The following is a 339-nucleotide window of genomic DNA, read 5'->3' as shown; positions in this document are numbered from 1 at the left end:
CCAAGAAGAACTCAATCAATTCTACAACATTGTAGATTGTACAATCAATATCGCTAACAACGAAGGATTTGGATTGGCAACCGCAGAATCGGTAATGGCTGGAACTCCAATCATCGTAAATGTTACAGGTGGATTGCAAGACCAATGTGGATTCAGATTTAAAGATAGTGGTGAACTCTTAACCGCAGATGATTACATTAAGATTGGTTCACTTCACAATTGGAGAGAGTGGGAAGATAAAGTAACTTGGGGTGAATGGGCAATTCCAGTTTGGAGTAGAGCACAATCATTGGCAGGTTCAGTACCAACCCCATACATTTGGGATGATAGAGTTGATAT

1 protein-coding gene is annotated in these 339 nt (G+C 40.1%); it reads left to right on the top strand.

Going from position 1 to position 339, the window contains the following annotated elements; genetic code table 11:
* On the top strand, positions 1 to 339 hold a 339-nt coding region (locus AC1QQ2_RS14850), incomplete at both ends, for a glycosyltransferase (RefSeq protein WP_479713724.1).

Source organism: Aestuarium sp., assembly GCF_023253315.1.
Classification (GTDB): Bacteria; Pseudomonadota; Alphaproteobacteria; order Rhodobacterales; family Rhodobacteraceae; genus Marivivens; species Marivivens donghaensis.
The sequence above is the reverse complement of the archived record's forward strand: the minus strand, read 5'-3'. Positions and strand labels throughout refer to the sequence as shown.